This is a genomic window from Rhizobium sp. P1_E1, from assembly GCF_056406015.1.
The window spans coordinates 41,340-61,126 of sequence record NZ_JBFUAY010000003.1 but is presented as its reverse complement, the minus strand read 5'-3'; the positions used below and the strand labels follow the sequence as shown (position 1 = coordinate 61,126).

Annotated in this window: 22 protein-coding genes; 12 read left to right on the top strand and 10 right to left on the bottom strand. The window is 60.8% G+C overall.

Annotated features, from left to right (window positions below):
* The first annotated feature begins 10 nt into the window (after positions 1–10).
* The 3 genes from AC1D1Z_RS02630 to AC1D1Z_RS02620 all read left to right on the top strand — a co-directional run bounded on the left by AC1D1Z_RS02630 (position 11) and on the right by AC1D1Z_RS02620 (position 2,630).
* A complete protein-coding gene (locus tag AC1D1Z_RS02630; RefSeq protein WP_261320509.1) occupies positions 11–136 on the top strand; it encodes a hypothetical protein in 126 nt (41 codons plus the stop codon).
* 145 nt (positions 137–281) lie between these two features.
* Positions 282–1,112, top strand: coding sequence for a response regulator (locus tag AC1D1Z_RS02625; RefSeq protein ID WP_047620984.1), 831 nt, complete (start codon positions 282–284; stop codon positions 1,110–1,112).
* Positions 1,113–1,298: 186 nt separating this feature from the next.
* Positions 1,299–2,630, top strand: a complete 1,332-nt coding sequence (locus AC1D1Z_RS02620; protein WP_047620983.1) for a diguanylate cyclase — start codon at positions 1,299–1,301, stop codon at positions 2,628–2,630.
* Between the two features lie 119 nt (positions 2,631–2,749).
* Here AC1D1Z_RS02620 and AC1D1Z_RS02615 read toward each other — a convergent pair whose 3' ends face one another.
* From AC1D1Z_RS02615 to AC1D1Z_RS02595, 5 genes are all read right to left on the bottom strand, one after another.
* Positions 2,750–3,769, bottom strand: coding sequence for a GlxA family transcriptional regulator (locus AC1D1Z_RS02615; RefSeq protein WP_018242426.1), 1,020 nt, complete (start codon positions 3,767–3,769; stop codon positions 2,750–2,752).
* Between the two features lie 295 nt (positions 3,770–4,064).
* Complete coding sequence (locus AC1D1Z_RS02610) at positions 4,065–4,265, bottom strand: hypothetical protein (protein ID WP_018447267.1); 201 nt, start codon at positions 4,263–4,265, stop codon at positions 4,065–4,067.
* A 399-nt stretch (positions 4,266–4,664) separates the two neighbouring features.
* Complete coding sequence (locus AC1D1Z_RS02605) at positions 4,665–5,063, bottom strand: hypothetical protein (protein ID WP_047621453.1); 399 nt, start codon at positions 5,061–5,063, stop codon at positions 4,665–4,667.
* 55 nt (positions 5,064–5,118) lie between these two features.
* Positions 5,119–7,275, bottom strand: coding sequence for a mechanosensitive ion channel family protein (locus AC1D1Z_RS02600; protein ID WP_047621452.1), 2,157 nt, complete (start codon positions 7,273–7,275; stop codon positions 5,119–5,121).
* A gap of 47 nt (positions 7,276–7,322) precedes the next feature.
* A complete protein-coding gene (locus AC1D1Z_RS02595) occupies positions 7,323–8,636 on the bottom strand; it encodes an alpha/beta hydrolase (protein WP_477849412.1) in 1,314 nt (437 codons plus the stop codon).
* Positions 8,637–8,989: 353 nt separating this feature from the next.
* Between AC1D1Z_RS02595 and AC1D1Z_RS02590 the strand changes: the two genes are divergently transcribed.
* The 4 genes from AC1D1Z_RS02590 to AC1D1Z_RS02575 all read left to right on the top strand — a co-directional run bounded on the left by AC1D1Z_RS02590 (position 8,990) and on the right by AC1D1Z_RS02575 (position 10,683).
* Positions 8,990–9,223, top strand: a complete 234-nt coding sequence (locus tag AC1D1Z_RS02590; protein ID WP_012757858.1) for a DUF2171 domain-containing protein — start codon at positions 8,990–8,992, stop codon at positions 9,221–9,223.
* A gap of 107 nt (positions 9,224–9,330) precedes the next feature.
* On the top strand, positions 9,331–9,516 hold the full coding sequence (locus tag AC1D1Z_RS02585; protein WP_028733115.1) for a DUF3008 family protein: 186 nt from the start codon (positions 9,331–9,333) through the stop codon (positions 9,514–9,516).
* A 214-nt stretch (positions 9,517–9,730) separates the two neighbouring features.
* Positions 9,731–10,213: a transcription elongation factor GreA gene (gene greA, locus AC1D1Z_RS02580; RefSeq protein WP_047621449.1), complete on the top strand. Its 483-nt coding sequence runs from the start codon at positions 9,731–9,733 to the stop codon at positions 10,211–10,213.
* 110 nt (positions 10,214–10,323) lie between these two features.
* On the top strand, positions 10,324–10,683 hold the full coding sequence (locus tag AC1D1Z_RS02575; protein ID WP_047621447.1) for a hypothetical protein: 360 nt from the start codon (positions 10,324–10,326) through the stop codon (positions 10,681–10,683).
* 39 nt (positions 10,684–10,722) lie between these two features.
* Here the strand turns inward: AC1D1Z_RS02575 and AC1D1Z_RS02570 are convergent, their stop codons facing one another.
* On the bottom strand, positions 10,723–11,616 hold the full coding sequence (locus AC1D1Z_RS02570) for a LysR family transcriptional regulator ArgP (protein ID WP_130652579.1): 894 nt from the start codon (positions 11,614–11,616) through the stop codon (positions 10,723–10,725).
* Positions 11,617–11,716: 100 nt separating this feature from the next.
* Between AC1D1Z_RS02570 and AC1D1Z_RS02565 the strand changes: the two genes are divergently transcribed.
* Entirely contained in the window at positions 11,717–12,325 is a 609-nt protein-coding gene (locus AC1D1Z_RS02565; RefSeq protein ID WP_032994612.1) for a LysE/ArgO family amino acid transporter, read from the top strand.
* Between the two features lie 111 nt (positions 12,326–12,436).
* On the opposite strand, the gene AC1D1Z_RS02560 is transcribed toward AC1D1Z_RS02565, so the two are convergent.
* Positions 12,437–12,625 (bottom strand): hypothetical protein, encoded by a 189-nt coding sequence (locus AC1D1Z_RS02560; protein WP_018242412.1) that lies wholly within the window; start codon positions 12,623–12,625, stop codon positions 12,437–12,439.
* Positions 12,626–12,698: 73 nt separating this feature from the next.
* Here AC1D1Z_RS02560 and AC1D1Z_RS02555 point away from each other — a divergent pair, with 73 nt between their 5' ends.
* Positions 12,699–13,640 carry a LysR family transcriptional regulator gene (locus tag AC1D1Z_RS02555; RefSeq protein WP_018242411.1) on the top strand — a complete coding sequence of 314 codons (942 nt, stop codon included), beginning with the start codon at positions 12,699–12,701 and terminating at the stop codon, positions 13,638–13,640.
* Between the two features lie 154 nt (positions 13,641–13,794).
* Positions 13,795–13,950 carry an entericidin domain-containing protein gene (locus AC1D1Z_RS02550; RefSeq protein ID WP_003540537.1) on the top strand — a complete coding sequence of 52 codons (156 nt, stop codon included), beginning with the start codon at positions 13,795–13,797 and terminating at the stop codon, positions 13,948–13,950.
* Between the two features lie 86 nt (positions 13,951–14,036).
* Here the strand turns inward: AC1D1Z_RS02550 and AC1D1Z_RS02545 are convergent, their stop codons facing one another.
* Together AC1D1Z_RS02545 and AC1D1Z_RS02540 are read right to left on the bottom strand one after the other, a co-directional pair.
* Complete coding sequence (locus tag AC1D1Z_RS02545) at positions 14,037–14,399, bottom strand: hypothetical protein (protein WP_028733111.1); 363 nt, start codon at positions 14,397–14,399, stop codon at positions 14,037–14,039.
* A 19-nt stretch (positions 14,400–14,418) separates the two neighbouring features.
* Positions 14,419–15,420 carry a glycine betaine ABC transporter substrate-binding protein gene (locus AC1D1Z_RS02540; RefSeq protein ID WP_018447275.1) on the bottom strand — a complete coding sequence of 334 codons (1,002 nt, stop codon included), beginning with the start codon at positions 15,418–15,420 and terminating at the stop codon, positions 14,419–14,421.
* A gap of 649 nt (positions 15,421–16,069) precedes the next feature.
* Here AC1D1Z_RS02540 and AC1D1Z_RS02535 point away from each other — a divergent pair.
* Both AC1D1Z_RS02535 and AC1D1Z_RS02530 read left to right on the top strand, forming a co-directional pair.
* Complete coding sequence (locus tag AC1D1Z_RS02535; protein ID WP_130653545.1) at positions 16,070–17,524, top strand: cobyric acid synthase; 1,455 nt, start codon at positions 16,070–16,072, stop codon at positions 17,522–17,524.
* 121 nt (positions 17,525–17,645) lie between these two features.
* Positions 17,646–18,416, top strand: coding sequence for an SDR family oxidoreductase (locus AC1D1Z_RS02530; protein ID WP_130652578.1), 771 nt, complete (start codon positions 17,646–17,648; stop codon positions 18,414–18,416).
* Between the two features lie 78 nt (positions 18,417–18,494).
* On the opposite strand, the gene AC1D1Z_RS02525 is transcribed toward AC1D1Z_RS02530, so the two are convergent.
* The gene (locus AC1D1Z_RS02525; RefSeq protein ID WP_477849403.1) at positions 18,495–19,628 is read right to left on the bottom strand and encodes a helix-turn-helix transcriptional regulator; all 1,134 of its coding nucleotides are present in this window, start codon (positions 19,626–19,628) and stop codon (positions 18,495–18,497) included.
* Positions 19,629–19,787: the final 159 nt, after the last annotated feature.

The following is a 19,787-nucleotide window of genomic DNA, read 5'->3' as shown; positions in this document are numbered from 1 at the left end:
GGCGCTTGCGATGCCGCGGCCGGACTATGCCAGCGAAGGCACGAAGCTGAAGATCAAAATCCTCGGTTCGACCTATAATGCGACGGTTGTCGGCGAAAGCCCGTTCGATGCCTGGAATGCGGCGCTTCGCGCCTGATTTCTTAATCATATCCGCAAAGAAATCGGAGGCGGCGCCATTGAGCCGCCTCTTCGTTTAGAACTGGGCGCGCCGATTAATAATTATTCAAATCAATTGATGTATCAGTTTGATCCGGGGACAGATTTTACATCAAAGGTTTGCTATGGCGTTTCTAGGTATTTCGGGGATGCAATATTCCGGGGAAATGTTTGCTGGTGCGCGTATTATTGTCGCGGAAGATTCCAACGTATTCACCTCGATGATCAGTAAACGCCTCAAGGAGCTGTTCGACATCGATGTCGAGATTTGCCGCAGCTTCGAGGATCTGCAGGTTTCCTACGACAAGTCTTCCGATCCGATCACGCTGGCGATCTCGAACATCAATCTGCCCGGCGCCGAAAACGGCGAAGCGCTCGAATATCTGGTCGATCTCTCTATACCCACAATCGTCTTTACCGGCACTTTCCATGAAAGCATGCGCGACAAGCTGATGGCCAAGGATATCGTGGACTATATCCTCAAGGACAATATCTTTGCCGTCGACCTGCTGGCGGAATCGATCTGCCGCTTCCTCACCAATCACCGCCACCACGTGCTGATCGTCGATGATAGTGCGACCGCGCGCGCCCTGCTGTCGAGCCGGCTGAAGCGCTACAATTTTCGTGTCAGCGTCGCCGAGAGCGGCGGCAAGGCGCTGGAGATCCTGAAGGCCAACCGCGATATCGGCCTGATGATCACCGACTACAACATGCCCGACATCGACGGCTTCGAACTGACGCGGCGCATCCGCGCCAGTATCGGCTCGCACGAGCTGCGCATCATCGGTGTTTCCTCCTCCTCGAACCGGCTGCTTTCGGCGCGATTCCTGAAGGCCGGCGGCAATGATTTCATGCTGCGTCCCTTCATTGACGAGGAGTTCTATTGCCGCGTCAACCAGAACCTCGATACGCTGCTGCAGATTCAATCGATGCGCAAGGAGCGGGCGGTTGCCTGACGGCCCTTCCAGTATCGGTATCGCCAGAGGGACGAATATCACGGTCGGGGACAGTCGTCGAATTTCTGCAATTACAGGTAATGTCGCTGTTATTTGTCCCCTTCACGCGCACAGGCCTCTCGGTTATCGTCCCCGCCGGGGAGAGGGCCGAGTCGAGCCCATCGGACGCATCGGGGAGTAGGGTCTGTGGCTTTTCAAGCGGATTTCCAGCGGGATGGTATCGGGCTGCGCTCCGGCGGGCTCAAGATACTTCTGGTTGAAGATTCCCGGATGTTTTCCGCCGTGCTCTGTCACCGATTCCAGACGGAGCTCGGCCTTGCCGTCAAATCCTGCCCGTCGCTGAAAGCTCTTCGCAAGGAACTTGCCGAGGACGGGCACGGCTACACCATGGCCGTCGTCGACCTCAACCTRCCGGATTCGCCCTATGGTGAAGCGCTCGACTGCACGATCGAGCACGATATCCCGGCAATCGTCTTCACCGCGACATTCGATCTCAACACGCGCAACAAGATCATGGAGCGCAATGTCATCGATTACGTGCTGAAGGACAATGAATTCGCGCTCGACAATCTGGTCGCCACCGTCCGACGGGCGATCTCCAACCGCAAGACGCGGGTGCTCGTCGTCGACGATGTCGTCTCGGCGCGCCAGGTGCTCGTCGACCTGCTCAAGGCACAGCAATATCTCGTCGTCGAGGCAAATTCGGGGCTCGAGGCGCTGGCGGCGCTCGAGGCCTACAGCGATATCGAGCTCGTCGTCACCGACCACCATATGCCCGATATGAGCGGCTACGAGCTGACGCGGCGCATTCGCCATCGCTTCGGCTCGGACAGGCTGCGTGTCATCGGCGTTTCCTCCTCCAACGACCGCATGCTTTCGGCGAGTTTCCTCAAGGCCGGCGCCAGCGATTTCGTTTACCGGCCCTTCGTTGCCGAGGAGCTGCAATGCCGCATCGCCAACAATGCCGAAACGCTGGCGCAGATGCGGCAGCTGAGGGCGGCGGCGGCCTGCGACTACCTGACCGGCCTCTATAACCGCCGCTATTTCTACGACAACGGCCCGAAGCTGGTGAACGAGTGCCTGCGGCTGAAGGTACCGAGTTCCGTCGCCATTCTCGATATCGACCATTTCAAGCGGCTGAACGACACCTATGGCCACGAGATCGGCGACAAGGTGCTGAAGGCTGTCGCAAACAGGCTGTTTACGATCTTCGAGGGCAGCGACAATCTTCTGTCGCGCCTCGGGGGCGAGGAATTCGCCATCCTCTTCCCGCAGATGGATTCCGCTGCCGCGACCAAGCTCTGCGACGAGATCCGCTCGGATATTTCGCGGCTGAAGGTCACGGCCGATGATGAGGAACTCGGCGTCACGATTTCGATCGGCATCGCCGAGATCGGCGGTTACGAGACCTTCGAGAATTACCTAAACGCCGCCGACCAGTTTCTCTACATGGCCAAACACCGGGGCCGCAACCAGGTCTATTCCGACGCCAGGATGACGGAAGAGGCGGCGCAATAGCGCCATCCGAAGGGCAGAGCCAAGCCGCCGCCTTTCATATCAGGCGGCAGATGGCCGTCTTATCATCTCAAGCGGCGACCGTCTTTTATTGTCTCAGGCGGCGACCGTCTTTTATTGTCTCAGGCGGCGACGGCCTGGCGAGCGGTCGCCATGGTCATCTTGCGCTCGGCGCGCTCCTGCTGCGGTGAGCGATGGTAGAGTTCGCGATAACACTTGGAGAAGTGCGAGGCCGAGACGAAACCGCAGGCGACGGCGACCTCGACGACGGGCATCGAGGACTGCACCAGGAGGTGGCGCGCACGGTCGAGGCGGATTTCCAGATAGTAGCGGGCCGGCGAGCGGCCCATCTCCTGGCGGAACAGCCGTTCGATCTGGCGACGGGAGAGACCGGCGCCGTCGGCGATCTCGATCAGCGACAGCGGCTCGGCGAGATTGCCTTCCATCAACTCGATGATCGACAGCACCTTGGCGTTCTGCACGCCGAGGCGGGCGCGCAGCGGCAGACGCTGGCGGTCGTGCGGGTTGCGCACGCGGTCGGTCAGGTGCTGCTCGCAGATGCGGTTGACAAGGCTTTCGCCGAAATCCTCGCCGACGAGGTTCAGCATCATGTCGAGCGAGGCGGTGCCGCCGGCGCAGGTATAGAGATTGCCGTCGATCTCGTAGAGATCGGCATAGACCTCCGCCTGCGGGAAGGCTTCCGAAAAGCCCGGCAGGTTTTCCCAGTGGATGGCGCAGCGCTTGCCGTTCAGGAGGCCGGCCTGGGCAAGCACATGCGCGCCTGTACAGAGGCTGCCGACGGCGACGCCGCGATTGTAGCATTCACGCAGCCAGGCATTGACCGATTTGTTGTTGAACTGCTCGACATCGATGCCGGAACAGACGAGCACCATGCCCGGCCGGTTTTCGCCGCCGAGATGGCGGCGCTCCTCGGCAAGCGAGGAATTGGCCTCGACGCCGATGCCGCAGGAGGAATAGACTTTTTCCCCATCGACGGAGGTCAGTCGCCAGGTATAGGCCTGATAACCGAGCATGCGATTGGCGATGCGCAAGGTGTCCACGGCCGCCGAAAAGGGCAGCATGGTGAATTGCGGTACCATAAAGAAGACCAGCGAACGCTTCTTGATCTGCATCCTGTTCATAGCGAAATCCATGCTCGAGGGACGATGACACATTCGTTGCGCGGAATGCGTCGCGCCGATGTCCTGAAAGCGAYACTGGCATGGAAAAATGCGGCCGGGAAGAGCAAATATGCGACATCGGCCACGATTTGGCCGATCAAACTGCCGGAATGGCTGCGGATAGGGCTGATGACGGGCTGATAGGCGACTGAAATTCAAGACTGAAAAGGGCTTGGGAATGGACGGTCAGGCCACGAAAAAGGCGGCGTTGCGCAAAGCAGACGCCGCCCTTATCTTGGGTGGAATGTCGCATTCATTACATGGTCCGGTGTTTGCTGTCGTCCGTGCTCGGCCAGCCGATGTCCTTGCGGATGTCGAAGGGCATGGCTTCGATTTCACGAGCCGTCTGCCAGCGTGTCCAGGCGAGGGTGAGCTTACGGGCATAATGTGCCAGATCGAAGCGGCCTTGGCCGGAGGTGAGGGACTTACCACCACCGCGATAGGTGAGCGTGGTCATTTTCCGGTTCCTTTCTAGGGTCAGGGGCATGGTCGTCAATGGGAGGTTCGTCCATGTCCATAATCACAATATGGGCCTTGGGAACTCATCATTCAAACGAATAGAACTTATGGATAACATCAGAGATATTGAATGATGGCGGTGCGCCCGCTAGTCCCGTTGGAGGCCACTATAGGGTCGGTCATCCTCATGGGCCTCCTGGCTTTCCGTGCAAGGAGATCTGCGGAGCGGAGCATAATACCGAAAGGAGTGTGCTGTTTTCGGACGACGTCATGCTCTGTTTGATTTAGTGGGCGGCGGATCAGACCGGTGACGAGTATCGCGCTGGCGATCGAGACGACTTTGCCGGAGGCGATGATAGTGGCCGTGATGCCGACTCGCGAGCCTTCTGCGAGCCACTCAGCGCGGGCATACGTCCCAGAAGCCCGTCGTCTTGTCGGGTGAGGTGTAGTACCAGCACTGACCGGACTGAGGCGGCGTACCTGCCAATGAAACGGCGGCAGCTCCGGCGACGAAGCCGATGGCGGCGCCTGCGGCGATGGCGGTACCCGGACGCCAGTAGCGGCGAGGGGTCACCACCACGACGCCGCGCCGGACGGGCGGCCGAACGGCAGGACTGGTGCGTCCGACCGCAGCGCATCCGCGCGGTCCGCAAGCCGCAGCGCCGCAGCCCCTCGGGCCGCAGGCCGCAGCGCCGCGACGGGCTTCGGCCGTCGCCGGTACGAGGAGGGGCGTGCAGACCGTCATCAGCACGGCAAGTGTCGCAACCACATGCGATAGGTTGACCGGGAACTTCATTTCATTTCCTCCCATTGCTTTCGTGTCTTGTTTAAGGGCCTGAAGAATGCCGCGCTCAGGCCGGGTTCGTGGCGCTCGCCGCACTATGCGCCGCGAGCGTCTGCTGGGCAGCGGCTGCAACAGCGTCGTCCTTTCCGCCCGAGACCTGGACGGTTGGCACGGCGAGCTTGATGCCGTTTTCGTTGAACGCCTGATGGATCATCCGCAGGGCGCGCCGCTTCAGCGTGAACTGCTGGCCCGGAAGCGTCATGACTTTCATCCGCAGGAGCAGGCCGGAGTCACCCAGGCTGTCGATCCCCTGCATTTTCAGCGGCTCGATCGTCGTCGGTTTGAATTCCGGATCCTCGAACAGTTCCAGGCCGATTTTCTTGATGATCTTGCGGGCCTTCTCGATGTCGGAATCGTAGGTGATGGTGATAGTCATCTTCTCGATCACCCAGTCGCGGCTCATGTTCTGGACTGCTCCGAGCTCGCTGAAGGGGACGATGTAGACGGCGCCGCGGTGGTGCCGGAGCTTGATGGATCGCAAACTGAAGGACTCGACGGTGCCCTTGTAGCTGCCGCTCTGAATATATTCGCCCACCCTGAAGGCGTCGTCGAGCAGGTAGAACATCCCGCTGATCACGTCCTTGACCACGGTCTGCGCACCAAAGCCGATGGCGACGCCAACTACGCCGGCACCGGCGATCAAGGGGCCGATTTCCACACCGAGCGATGACAGCGCCATCATGATCGCGATGGCGACGAAGAGGATCATGAGGAAATTGCGAAGGATCGGCAGCAGGGTCCTGAGACGCGTGCGTCGCCGCTCCCGTTCGCTGCCGACTTCAAGGACGGCCTCGGTGTCGCCCAGCTTGCGATCGATCAGCACTTTCACCACATTCCAGGCGAGATCGACAACCAGGAGAATGATCCCGGCGCTGAAGAGACCGCGCACGAGGCGGAGAAGCGGCGAATCCTGCATCGTCATCTGCGTCAGTCTGACGTCCAAGGCGTCCGCAAGCAGAACGATCGCACCGACGATCAGCGCCGCCCTTATGCCGCGCTCGATAATCACCGAAGCGACGGTGCTTCTTTGCTGGCCGTCCTTCTGGTCCGCGGAAGAGTGCAGGATATTGTTAACCGACGCCTTGGTGAGGGCGATAGCGCCGGGCAATGCCGCGCAGACCACCGCGATCCAGAACAGCTTCATGGCCCCCACCACCCACAGCAGCCAGACGCCAGCGAAATAGACCGTCCAGAGCCAATTCCGGGCGCGTAGTCCGATCCGGCTGGCTTGGCCGGCAGACAATCGGGACGGACGTCTCCAGACAGCTTCGATGCCGATGACGAGCAACACGAGGCCAAGCGAATAGGCGACCAGTTGCCGGGCCGGGTCGGAAAAGCCGAGAGTGCCGAGCAGGCGGATGGTCACCCAGCCAAAGGCATACCAGCCGACGAGATAGCCCAGGCGTTTCGCCCAGTGGCGGGCGGCATCCTTCGTGATCGGGACGACACGGAATCGACCCTCTTCCTCTGCCCGGGGCGCGAGAAGCACGTCGAAAAGCGCGCTCGCCAGGCGGAAGACGACGATCGCGAAGAGATAGCCGACGACGATCTCCCGGATAACAGGCGGCCATTGGAACAGCAGGAAGAAGCCGATGCTGCCAAGCCCGAAGGAGAGGACGTAACATGCCGCCCACAGAAGCCTCGCGGCCAGTGCCACCACCCTCTCGCGGACCGTGGCAAAGGGCGCGCGCGCCATCCATGCACGCCAGCCGGCGCTGATCCACCAGAACAGCCATTGCGCGGCCAGACCGACGGCGACGAAGGCCGCGACCAGGAAGATCGGCCTCGTCCCGCCATTCGCCTGGATGTCCCGTTCGAGCACTGCCCCGCCTTGCATCGTCTCCAGGGGAAAGGACTGGATAGCGCCGAGAAGGCCGGAGGCGTGGGCACGGAATCGCATCGCGAATTCCGAGAATGATGGGTCGGAGTTCGGGGTTGCCAAGGGCGGTTTCGCCGCAGCCTGGGCTGCTTGGGACTGCTGTTGCAGGAAGCGCTGGACGTCAGGATCCGAGAACATCCCAATGAAGCGTTGAACGCTTTCAGGCTGCGCGTTCGCAGGCGTCACGGTCTGAGCCACGGTAATGGAGGCACAAAGGAGAACGGCCGCCAGGGCGGCCGCCGTGAGAAGCGATCTAACCATGCGGATCTTGGAAACTCGTGGCATTGTCTATCCTGATCTTTGTGAACTGTCAGTTGCCAATTCCTGAACCGTTATTGCCTGCACGACTCCTTCGATCGGCCTCCGGCAGTGCAGTCGGGCGCCCGCTGCTGTTTGCCCATAGGACCCGTGAGGCCGCTGACCTGGCCGGCATAATTATCTCTGGTGTCGGCATCGACGACTGCGACCGGGGCGGCAAGGATCAGGCCGGCTGCGCTGCCCGCTGCGGCGGCCGTGCTCGTTGTTGCGGCAAGGATCTTGTCCCCGAGCCCGACCTTGCTGTCAGTCAGCGTCTGGCCGTCGGAAATCCGCGCTCCGATCAGCTGAACAACCTCGGGCGATTCTGCAAATTTCCCGTGGTTCAGTCTGTCGCCCGCTTTGACTTTGGTGAGGTCGATCACCGTGATCTGGCTGTCGGCCAGTTCCTTCTTGAAGGGAGCCTGCTCGGGATCGATGGCGCCGAGTCTCGCGACGTCACCCCATACCCTGCGGGATACTGCGAGCGCGCGGTCATCTCGCGAGACGAACAAGGTGAACTGCGGATGCTGCTTGCCCATGTCGACGATCTGCTGGCGGAAGACATCGACATCCACGTCGGGCGAGGCYAGCATCACATTCTCGAACTTGGCAGGGAGGCGGCCGTTGCGGATCGCCATCTGGCGAAGCGCTTCCAGCGCCAGCCAGTTCCCCATGGAATGCGCGAGGATGGACACCTCCTTCACTTCAGGATCCCTGGCGAGATATTGGAAGAGCATCTCCAATGCGTTGCGCGTGTAGTTCGTGCTCTCCCTGTCATATCCGTATGCAAGCAGACTGCCGCGCGACGGCCATGTCACGAGCACGGGAGCACTATGGACGCCGGAATCCTTGACGATCTGAGCGAAGCGATAAACGGAGTCTTCGAAGCGGTTGTTGAAGCCGTGAATGAACACCAGCACGCTGCGGTCGTGGCTCTTCCTGACCGAGGCGCTCAGCCATTTCTTGGCGTCGTCGCGCGTGATCTCGTCGGCTTTCAAGGTTGCGAAATCGGTTGCGGGATTGGATGGAAGCCTCTTCGGCCAGGCGACTTCGCCGACCTTTCGGACGTTTGCAGGGGGGATGGATACGGTGATGTCGGCAAAGGCCGGGGCGAGTGCGCGCTCGCCTGTAAACATTTCGCCCCGTATCGTGGAGCGGCTGCGCGTCGTGGTCACTAGCATGTCGACCTTGGTGGAATTCGGCGCGCTGTCGGCAACGGGGATGARCACATTCTTCGGGTGGCCGCCACATCCGACCAATACGCAGAGCAGCAGGAGAGCCAAGATCCATTCCAGACCTGGGTAAAGTCTCGGTTGAATTCGGCCATTATGACATCTTGCTGTGCTCACTGCGGCTGCTCCTCATAACTCTGCCGAGTTCAGGCAGGCCTCGACGCCGCACGCCGCGGCGGTCGAAGTCTGCACAAGGCCAGACTACGCGAAGATCGGAGACGTTACCCGTATAATCGGGGTATGTTACGCAGAGACAGTGTCAGCGGGGTTGCAGATCCGAGACGGTGGGAGCAGCCGACGCCGATTTATCGGGCACCGCCGCTCCCGCCTCGCGAACTGGCATCCGGACCTTCAACCCGGACGACAATTGGGACGTGACTGCTGATTGAACACGGTCGCGCGTGTTGGGAACCAAGTCTGCTCCACGTCGTTGCCGCTTCGTACCTGACAATGATGCAAAGGAGGAAACGATGATTTCCGCAGAGCAGATCCGTGAACATATGGAAGTGCGGGCTGCCGACGGCACCCATGTCGGCACAGTCGATCATCTCGACGGCCCCACGCGCATCAAGCTGACGAAGCTCGATTCGGAGGACGGCAAGCACCACTTGATCCCGATCGATTGGGTCGATCACGTGGATGCTCACGTCCATCTGTCGAAGAACGCCAGGGATGTTCGAAGCCAGTGGGCCACCATCAACTGACAGCCGGTCGGCTGCGGCTTGCGGGCCGCAGCCTCCTTAGAACAGGATAGTTAGAGCATGATGACTTTGACGCCGGCCACCGCCCGTTCAAGCGATAGGAGATCGATATGCCAGCCAAGTCCAGGGCCCAGCAGAAGGCCGCAGGCGCCGCCCTCTCGGCCAAGCGCGGCGAGACACCCAAGAGTGAACTCAAAGGCGCCTCGAAACAAATGGTCGAATCCATGAGCGAAAAGCAGCTCGAAGAGTTCGCCTCAACCAAGAGGAAGGGCAAACCCCAGCATGTTTCGAAATGAGGGTGCCGAGCACCGCCATGTGGTGCGGAACGTTTCCGCCGCTTAACAGCTACGGGGCGGTGACCTTGAAAGCGGGCTGCCTCTGCCGCCGGCGCCGGCCGCCTATCAACCGAGATTGGCGGTTCGTCCGCGGTCGGTGTATGGTTCCGACAATCGTTTCGCGGCAATTGCCCATCAGCTAGAAGAGCGCATCGCGCTAAAACGGAGTCCGAGATTGGCCGTCGCTTTTACCAAGGAAGAGAGTTTCGAAACCGCTTCGGAAACCCTGCTGCCCGATCGTCCGATTTCGGCGCATCCGAACCTTGTTACGGAAGCAGGACTGAAGGCTCTCGAGCTGCGCTTCAAAGAGGCTCGCGAGGCCTATGATGGCGCGAGCACCATCGACGACGTGAACGAACGGCGGCGGCAGACAGCCAGTCCCTTGCGTGATCTTCGCTACTTAGCCGCAAGACTTCGCACCGCCCAGCTCGTGCCTGACCCTACGTCAATCGACACCGTCGCCTTCGGCAGCACGGTGACTTTCCGCCGTGACGACGGGCGCGTGCAGACCTATCGTATCGTCGGAGAGGACGAAGCCGATCCCAAGGCCGGATCGATTTCCTACGTTTCCCCGGTGGCGCGGTTGCTGATGGGCAAGGCTGTCGGCGATGTAGTGGAGACAGGCGGCCAGGAACTGGAAATCATCGCCATCGCATAGGCGCGCGCTATTTGCGTGGCCATCCCCGTTATTTTGGTACTATCCGGTACTTTATTTATCGAACCTTTACCATCCGCGGCTAGAACGATGACATTCCACCATCGAAAGTCATGCTCATGGTCAGCGCAATTTCCAGTTCTGCATCCACCATTTTGAGTTCAGCCGCTACAACCTCGTCTTCCAGTTCGTCGGATCAGCTTGTCTCTCTCGAGGCACAGCTTGCCGAAAAGAAGGCAGCCCTGTCGGAAACGCAGGACGAGCAAGAGAAGGCCACGATCGAAAAATCCATCGATACGCTGGAAGCGAAGATTGCCAAGCTCGAAGCGAGCGAGAGCAGCCAAACTCAGGCGTCTGCTGCATCGAAGCCTGCCGGTGACGCTCCTGGAGAATTTTCCGGCGAAAGCGAGCGTATCGGCACGACGAATTTTGACGAGACCAGTGAGTTCGGCAGCCGCACGGCTTACGTTTGATAAAAGGGACCCGGTTCTGCTGCATTCTTGAGTGACGCGTCAAAGACGGCGCTTGGCCACTGTGACGACTTCGCGCGTCAGATCCGCCAGGCGATCGGCGGCGAGGCGGTTTATCTGCCAGTAGAGCGGGACATCGAGCGGTGTGTCGGGCACCAGCTCGACCAGCCGTCCGGACGCGAGATGCTCGCGGGTCAGCTGGGTCGGGTTCATCCCCCAACCCATGCCCTGTAGGCTGGCTTCGACGAAACTTTGCGGCGACGGCAGCCAATGGGTAGGATAGTCGAGATCGCGTCCGAACATCCGCCGCACCCAACTGCTTTGTAACCTGTCCTTCTGATTGAAGGTCAGCGCCGGGGCGTTGCGGATTGCCTCTGATGTCACGCCATGCGGAAAGTGCCGTGCGACGAAATCGGGCGTTGCAGTTGCGTGGTAATGCAGAATGCCGAGTGCAAAACGTCGGCATCCGCGGACCGGCTTTTCCAGGCTGGTGACAGCGGCGATCACCCGCCCGCGCTCTAGCCATTCGGCGGTGTGGTCCTGGTCGTCGACGGCGACGTTCAGCAGATAGGAAGAGCTCCTGGCGAAACTCGACATGGCCTCGACGAACCATGTCCCGAGGCTGTCGGCGTTCGTCGCGATTTGAAGCGTGACCCTTTGGCGAGGTTCGTCGGGATCGATGAGGGCCGGCAGCTGCCCGAAGAGTTCTGCTTCGAGCATGCCGACATTCTCCATATGGCGGCAGAGCCATTCTCCCTTTTCCGTCGCCGTGCACGGCGTGCCTCTGACGATGAGGACGACGCCGAGACGCTCCTCGAGCTGCTTCACGCGCTGCGAAATGGCCGACGGGGTCACGCTCAGGACGGTCGCGGCTCTCTCGAAGCTGCCTGTCTGGACAATGGTTGCGACGGCACGAAGAGCGGAATAGTCGAGCATGGATTAGTTTCACTTAATCTAGGTAAGTCAGATTAACTAGCCTAATTCTCCCAATCGCGATAGCGCAACCTTACCGAAATGAGGGGCGTTGGCCGAAGAGATGAATTTTTCGATCTATATAACCGGCTTGATGATGGGCCTCAGCCTGATTGTCGCCATTGGCGCGCAGAACGCCTTCATCCTCCGGCAAGGCTTGCGAAACGAACATGTCTTTGCCGTCTGCCTCGCATGCGCGGTATCGGATGCCGCGCTGATCGTACTTGGTGTGACCAGCCTCCAGCAGATCGCCAGGTTCATGCCCTGGCTCGACCCGGTCATGCGCTATGGCGGAGCCGCATTTCTGGTCTGGTACGGGGCAAGAAGCCTCTATTCCGCCTTGCGGTCGTCCGCTGCTCTGACGACCGGGGAAGCAAAGTCGTCGAGTTTTCGGCAGACGCTGGCGACCTGCCTCGCACTCACCTGGCTCAATCCCCACGTCTATCTCGACACGGTCGTGCTGCTCGGCACGATATCGACGCGATATCCGGGAGAGCAGGCTTCCTTTGCGGCAGGGGCGGTGACGGGTTCCTTCCTGTTCTTCTTTTCGCTCGGATATGGCGCAAAGCGGCTGAGGCCGATCTTCTCGAAACCCTCATCCTGGCGCATGCTGGAAACGCTCGTCGCTTTCACGATGTGGATCATAGCGTTCAAACTGCTGGGCGGGATGTGATCGGCGTTCGACCGTCGATCATCCGCTGCGGCGCAAGTCGAGTAAGACGTTGCGAGTTGACCGGCATCGATGTGCCCAGATCCTGAGCGGATTCAAAGGGATGAAGCGTCTCTACCGCGTCCCATCGCACGCGCGGCGCTCCGGGACGGTCAACTCTAGCTCGCGCTGGCAATCTGCCAGCAGATGTGGCGGAAAGCGCCTTAGCTCTCGGAGCGCATGCTCATGGTTCGCATCCCTGCGCCTCTGCGACTTGAATGCGGAAAGGGCCTGTACGATATTCCAGATGTTTGTTTGAGGCATGTCGGGCCTCCTTTGCTGCATTTAGCTGCCGACGCCCGAAATATGAGGGTCAATTGACATTCAATCAAACAAAATGATATGGGGTTATGAATCAGAAAAATTGAAAGATGCGACGATGAGCATTCCCTTTCGCCGTCCCATTCCGCTGCTTGATAACGAGGTGCTGCGTACCTTCGTGGCTATCGCAGAGACAGGCAATTTTTCGACCGCCGCAGAGGCGGTCTTCCGCACGCCATCGGCGGTGTCGATGCAGATCAAGAAACTTGAAGAACAACTGGGGGCAACGCTGTTTCTGCGCGACGCCCGCTCGGTGTCGCTGACGCGCCACGGCGAGATGTTGCTGTCCTACGCGCGCAACATCCTGGCGCTGTCGAACGAGGCGGTGTCGCGCTTCATCATGCCGGAGCTTAGCGGCGTCGTGCGGCTCGGCGCGCCTGAGGATATCGGCGAACGGCTGCTGCCGAGCATCCTGAAGAGTTTCGCCGAGAGCTATCCCGGCATCATGGTCGATGTGACGATCGACATGAGCATCGGACTGAAGAAGCGCATGGAGGAGCAGCGGCTCGACCTCGCGTTGATCAACTGTGCGACACGGCCGTTCCCGACGGGCGGCGAGGTCGTGTTCCGCGAGCGGCTGGTCTGGGCTGGCGCCAGGTGCGGTTCGGCGCATCGCCGAGATCCCCTGCCGATCTCGATCTGGGAGGATGGCTGCATCTGGCGCCAGGAGGCGCTCTCCCAACTCGAACGCAACAAGCGGCATTATCGCGTCGCCTATCTCAGCGGCCACACGATGGCGCAGCGCGCCGCCGTGCTTTCCGATCTCGCCATCGCGCCACTGCCGCTGTCCTATGTCAACGAGGACATGGCGATCCTGGGGCCTCAGGAAGGGCTGCCGGAACTCGGCGCCTTCGATATCCGGCTACTAACCGCCTCGCAGGTGTCGGGGCCGATCGAGACGGTGGCCGACAGCATTCGCGGCGCCTTTGCCGAGAGAGCAAAGGCGGTCGCCGCCTAATCCCCGAAAATCCCATTCGATTTTCGCAAAGGATTATGCGCGGATAGTGTGACAGGTATCCTTCTAGCCGGTGAACCTTTTGGTTTGTCGTGCGTTATTGGCGCGGACGGCAATTGTCGCCGTTCGGGGTTGATTTCAAACAAGGATATCCGAGATGACGACAACGGCCAAAATTGCCGCAGCCTTGATGGTTCTTCTTGCCCTTTCCTCCTGCGGAAACACGATCCGCGGCATAGGAAAGGATACAGCAAATACCGTGAACGCCACGCAGGATGCCGGCCGCTCAGTCGACCGCGCCGCGAAGAAGTAACGACCGTTCAGATCGCTGCCAGAATCGCCGGATCAGGTGCTGACCGGAGTCGGATCATCCTAACGGATGACCGGGGCCGGACCATCCTAACGGATGACCGGGGGATAAACCTTTTCCAGCCCGCCGGATCGGTCGAGACCGGTCCGGAAGGCTTGGTAGGCGGGATGTTGGCTGGAGCGGGCGGTTTCCATCAGTCGGATCTGTAACCGGTCCGGCGCCTGGGTTCCGAGCCAAATTCCCAGATTTTCGAGCTTCAGCGAGTTCAGGAAACGCGATCCGGCGGCAAGATCGAGATGGCGGCGCAGGCCGTCGAGCAGGTTGTCGTCCTGGGCGGCGTTTTCCATCAGTAGCGCCACATACGACTTGTCGGTCTCCGACAGCGCGGCAAGCTTTTCCGCAACGGTATCGCGGTCGGGAAAGGGAACATTGCCTGTCATCGAATCGTCCATGCTTGCTCGTGTCTTGTCGTTATAAGCTCCCCTTGACCTTCTCGGCTACATCGACAGGCACCCATTTCGTCCACAGGCCCTCGTAATTGCGAAGGAAATAGATCGCGGCATCCTCGTTGCTTTCGCGGTTTTCGTCCTGCCAGGCGAGCACCTGGTTGATCGTCTCATTGTCCCATTTGCGGGTCTTGAGATAGGTCGTAACAGGTCCGGCACGGCTGGCGAAAGACCGGGTCATCAGTGTGAAGGCGCGCGAGACCGGGTAGGAATTCAGCTGCGGCCTGGCGCAGCCGGCAACTGCGGTACAGCGGTCCCATTCGTTCTTGTTGTGGCCGACGCCGAAGCTCAGGCGCGTCATGTCATATTTGCCGAGGATGGCGGTCGGCGCCCAGTAATAACCGAGCCAGCCGACCTTGTTTTCGAAAGCGCGGGCAATCGAGGCATCCAACTGTTCGGGACTGCCGGTTTCGACAAGCTCGAAGCTTTTCTTGTCGGCAGCAAGCGCCTTGAACAGGTTGGTGGTTGATATCTGGCAGCTCCAGTCGGCGGGACAGTTGTAAACTGCGCCCTTCGATGGGTCGTCCTCGGCGGGGAAGAGCTCGGGATGTCTCAGCGCGTCTTCGACCGAGCGGATGTCGGGGTGGGCGTCGGCGATGAATTTCGGGATCCACCAACCCTCGACGGCGCCGTCAGCCAGGATTTCGGCCCCCTGCACCAGCCGGCCGCTGTTGACGGCTTGATCGAGCAGGGCCCTGACGGAATTGATCCAGTATTCCGAGGCGATGTCAGGGGTGCCTTTCTCATTCATCGAGGCAAAGGTCGGCAGGGTGTCGCCATCGACAATGGTGACGGAACAGCCGTAGCCCTTTTCCAGGATGATCTTGTCGAAGCTCGCCGCAATTCCTGCCGAGGCCCATTTCATTTCGGCGATCGAAACGGTGCCGCATTCGGCTGCTTCAGCCGGCGCAACGGTAGAAAGAGCCGCGGCAAAGACGGCCGGAATCAGAAACGTCTTCATCGTCATTCCCCGAATTCTTCTTAGGCGGACGCGCAGGCTCTGAAATCAACCGACATAAATCTCTGGCACCTGAGGGGAAAACGCCTGCCGGGCGATACAGCAACAGGCTTTCCGGTTCATGGCACCGTCCGTCCTTGCGGCTCCGGCAACTCGTCGCAGGCCATGTTCAACAATGGCGCATTATGACGGAGCCTACGCGTTCGCTCGCAGAAATCAACCATCTTCTGCTCATGGTTGCGTGACTAAATGATTGAATTCGAAGAATTTATGTGAAGATCCCGAAAATGGCGCCCCTGGGCGAAATGCACGCTCTTCGCGATCGGCGGCGGATCTTCGGCAGAAATTTCGACGAGAATGTCAAAAAAGATCAAAATTAACATTTGCGTAAGCCTTCAATAACCCTCCGGTAAGAATGTGCCGTTATCAGTTGGGTCGTGGCAGCAATGACCGCCGCTTCTCTGGTTCAGGTAGTGCGTACCGGAGAAAGCGAGCTTCGCCGTGTAGGGGCGAAGACGCCTGAGTTTTCGGCAAACCGCGCAGAGCCAAGGCCATGCGCGGTTTTCGCGTTTGCGGCACGGAACTTTGGGGCAAGTCTTGACCCGGGATTACCGCCTATTGTAGGCCTCGCCTGAACGAGAGGCGGATGCKGGCCACCATGGCAAGAGCGATCATGCTGCAGGGAACCGGCTCCGATGTCGGCAAGACGGTTCTGGTTGCAGGCCTCTGCCGGCTGGCGGCCAATCGCGGGCTGACGGTCCGGCCGTTCAAGCCCCAGAATATGTCGAACAATGCGGCGGTCGCCGATGACGGCGGCGAGATCGGCCGGGCGCAGTGGCTGCAATCGCTGGCCGCGCGCACGCCATCCTCGGTGCACATGAATCCGGTGCTGCTTAAGCCGCAATCGGAGAATGGCAGCCAGATCATCGTGCAGGGCAGGGTGTTCGGCCAGGCGAAGGGGCGCGACTACCAGCGGCTGAAGCCACAGTTGCTCGGCGCCGTGCTCGAGAGCTTCGAAAAAGTGGCTGCGGGCGCCGACCTCGTTATCGTCGAGGGTGCCGGATCGCCGGCAGAGATCAATCTCAGGGCCGGCGATATCGCCAATATGGGCTTTGCGACGCAGGCGGGCGTGCCTGTCGTGCTTGTCGGTGATATTGACCGCGGCGGCGTCATCGCCTCGCTGGTCGGCACGCATGCAATCCTCGACGATGGCGACCGGGCGATGATTGCGGGTTATATCGTCAACAAGTTCCGCGGCGACGTCTCGCTGTTTGACGACGGCATCCGCGCCATCGAGGGCTTTACCGGCTGGCCGTGCTTCGGCGTCGTGCCGTGGCTGCCGGGTGCGGGACGCCTGCCGGCCGAAGATTCTGTCGTGCTCGAACGGCTGGCGAGGGGCGGGACGGGCGCGCTGAAGATCGCCGTGCCGGTGCTGCCGCGCATCGCCAATTTCGACGATCTCGATCCGCTGAGGACCGAGCCGGATGTCGAGCTGGTGTTCGTGCGATCAGGCGAGCGGATACCTGCCGATGCGAGCCTCGTTGTGCTTCCCGGCTCGAAATCGACGATATCGGATCTCGCCGACTTCAGGGCTGAGGGCTGGGACCGCGATCTCAAGGCGCATGTCAGGCGCGGCGGCCGGGTGATCGGCATCTGCGGCGGCTACCAGATGCTCGGCCGGACAGTGGGCGATCCGCTCGGCATCGAGGGCGGGACGCTCGAGACGCCGGGGCTTGGGCTGCTCGACATCGAGACCGAGATGGCGCCGGAGAAGACCGTGCGCAACAGCCAGGCTCGCTCGACCGAATATGACGCGCCGCTTGCCGGCTACCAGATCCATCTCGGCATCACTCGCGGCCCGGATTGCGATCGGCCCTCGGCGATCATTGACGGCGCGCCCGACGGCGCGCTGTCGGCCGACGGTCGGATCATGGGCACCTATCTGCACGGGCTCTTCGGCAGCGACGCCTATCGCGACCGGCTGCTTCAAAGCTTCGGCCTATCAGGTGGGCGGAGGAATTACCGCGAGAGCGTCGAGCAGGCGCTCGACGACGTCGCCGGGGAATTGGAACGCCACCTCGATTCGCGCTGGTTGGCCGGGCTGCTCGGTTAGGCCGGATGTGTACCGGACGGGCTGCCTCACCGTCATCCGGTCTCGTCGTTCGGCTATTGCCAAATTAGTTGACTGAGTCCATTAATTGTCGCGACGGACCCGGTTGAGAGCGACGAAAACCATGAGCATATTGGATAGATTTTCACTGGCAGGTCAGGTGGCGCTCGTGACCGGCGGCGGCCGTGGTCTGGGCTTAGAGATGGCGCGCGCCCTTGCCGAGGCCGGCGCGCATGTCATCGTCAACGGACGCAGGGCGGCGACGCTGGAAGGCGCCGTCAGGACCATCCGTGCCGCTGGCGGCACGGCGGAGGCCGCCGCATTCGATGTCGCCGACCGCGAGGCACAGCGTGCTGCGATGGCCGATATCGACAAGATCCATGGTCGTCTCGATATTTTGATCAACAATGTCGGCGCCCGCGACAGGCGGCCGCTGGCCGAATTCGACGATGATGCGATCATCGAGCTGCTGCGCACCGACCTTGCGGCGGCGATGACGCTTTCGCGCGACGCTGCCGTGTTGATGAAGCGGCGCAATCACGGTCGCCTGATCGCGGTGACCTCGATCAGCGGCCATGTCGTAATGCCCGGCGACTGCGTCTATCCGGCAGCCAAGCAGGGCCTGACCGGCCTGATGCGTGGCATGGCGGTCGAATTCGGCCCGCACGGCATCACCAGCAACGCAATTGCGCCCGGCTGGTTTGCCACCGAGACGAACGCGGCGATGGCTGCGAACGAGGAATTGATGCCCTTCGTGCGCCAGCGCATTCCGGTTCAACGCTGGGGACGGCCGGACGAGATCGCCGGCGCGGCGCTCTTTCTCGCAAGCGCCGCCGCTTCCTTTGTCAACGGCCACGTACTGACGGTCGACGGCGGCATGACGGTTAGGATGTGAGCGGAGCCCGCAGCTGCCGTGGCGCCGGCGTGCTTTTTCGCGTCTGCTGCCAGTCGGCCGAAGTTTAATGTCGACTTCTTAGGCGCGCCTGACAGGTGGGCTAAGTTCGCGGACGAGCTGCTGCAGGCTGCGCTGATCTTCCGCTCCCGTCTTGTCGTAGATGGCGGCCAATTGCGATTTCACGGTGCCGTCGGCAACGCCCTGTGCATTTGCGATCTCGGATCGCGTCATGCCTTCGGACACGTAGCCGACCACGCGCCGTTCGGCAGGCGTGAGAGCAAAAAGCGCGGCAACGGMTTCGACGGCCGACTGGATCACCGTTCCAGCCGCGGCGAGAAAGACAGCCGCCGCGGCCCGACTTTCGAAGCGTCCCCTTTCGGTGCGCCGCTGCAACGGCAGAACGTGAGCGACGGCGGGGCGTTCGGCCGAGGCAAGGGGAACATCGATCCCAGCGGCTGCGAGACTGATTTCGTCGCGCGCGCCAAGCGTCACGGCGTTGGAAAGGGCGGCGCCTGCATAACTGTAGCGAGCCGCCAGCCGGCCTGAAAGCGAGTGCACCACCTGCTGCTCGCGCAGCCGTGCTTCGGCGGCATCATTGGCGAAGAGGATCGTCATGTCTTCTGCAACGATGAAGACCGCATGGTCGAGAGCGTCGATGACCTCCCTGAGGACGGCGGCTTCGGCGCGCTCCATCTCGAACATATCGTGGATTGTCACGGCACGGCGGATATGCGGGCCGAGCAGCCCGACGATGTCGAAGACGCGTCGTTCGCTCGGTTCGTATTGCACCGAAATGTTGATCGTCCCGACACGGGTCGGGCGCTTCAGCACGGCCATGTCGATCGAGTTTAGAACCCCATACCTGGCATGAAAGTTCTGGTATAGCGCACCGCTCTTCCAGACGGCTTCGCCATCGGGTCCATAGAGGGAAAACATCCGCTCCAGCGTATCCGGCTGATCGATCTCCATTCGGTGAAGAAGGTGGAAGAACGGGACGTCCTTCGCATGCGCGACGAGGGTGCGGATGGCCTCTCCGTCGTCGCAGGCGATCTGGGCCAGACGTGCGGAACGCGTGGTCGTGTCGAAGACGGCAAGCGTGGTTAGAAAACCATTGACCTGGCCATTGATCAGACGAAGAGCGTTTGGCCAGGTATCCTCCCGGGCCACGCAATCATAAATAGCGCCAATAATTTCCGACAGCTGCTGTTCCATGATCACAATCCTGCATCAGCCCGGCCAGCACGGTCAATTGTCGCCGGCCATGGCGCCTTCATTTCCGGGATTTGCGGAAGATTTCATCCCCCATGCGGGAGATGTTTCATCGCGCGGATTTTTTACAACGCAATGCCGGCCGGAATCCAATCGGCTTGG